1 pseudogene is annotated in these 742 nt (G+C 74.0%); it reads left to right on the forward strand.

Annotated elements, in window-relative coordinates:
* Positions 1 to 146: 146 nt before the first annotated feature.
* Positions 147 to 742, forward strand: a pseudogene (locus Q2100_RS31520) (glycosyltransferase); the annotation flags it as partial.

Genomic DNA, 742 nt, shown 5'->3' on the forward strand with positions numbered 1-742 from the left:
GCCGGCGCGATCGTGCGCGCCGCCGAACTGCCGCGGGCACGGGTGCGCGCCCGCGCCGAAGCGCACTGTTCCCAGGCGGTGATGGTGCGCCGGTACCTCGACTGCTACTCCGGGCTGCTCGACGAGGAACCCGAAAGCCTGTCGGCGTGATCGGCTACTACGTCCACCATCACGGGCGGGGGCACCTCACCCGCGCACTGGGCATCACCCGGCACCTCCGGGAGGACGTGGTGTTCTTCTCGTCGTCATCGAGGCCGGCGGCGATCCGGCCCGGTGACGACTGGGTGCAGCTGCCCTCCGACGTGCCGCCCACCGACCTGGCCCCCGTCGATGCCACCGCGAACGGCCGGCTGCACTGGGCGCCCGTGGGAGTGGGCGGGCTCGCCGAACGGTCGGCGATGCTCCTCGACGCGATCGTCGAACTGCGCCCGCGCCGCATGGTCGTCGACGTCTCGGTGGAGGTGACGATGCTGGTCCGGCTGGCCGGCGTGCCGGTGACGGTGATGGCGATGCCGGGGGACCGGACCGACGAGGCGCACCGGCTGGCCTACGACGTCGCCGACCGCATCGTGGCGCCGTGGTCCGCCGACGTGTACCGGCCCGCCTGGCTCCGTCGGTACGACGAGAAGACCCACTACGTCGGCTCGATCAGCCGGTTCGACGGGATGGCCCGGCAACCCGCCACGCGGCCGACGGCGGCGACCGGGCTGCTGCTCGCGGGCGCAGGCGGGTCGGCGGCGCC

The sequence above is a fragment of the Mycolicibacterium arseniciresistens genome, assembly GCF_030519285.1.
Taxonomy (GTDB): Bacteria; Actinomycetota; Actinomycetes; order Mycobacteriales; family Mycobacteriaceae; genus Mycobacterium; species Mycobacterium arseniciresistens.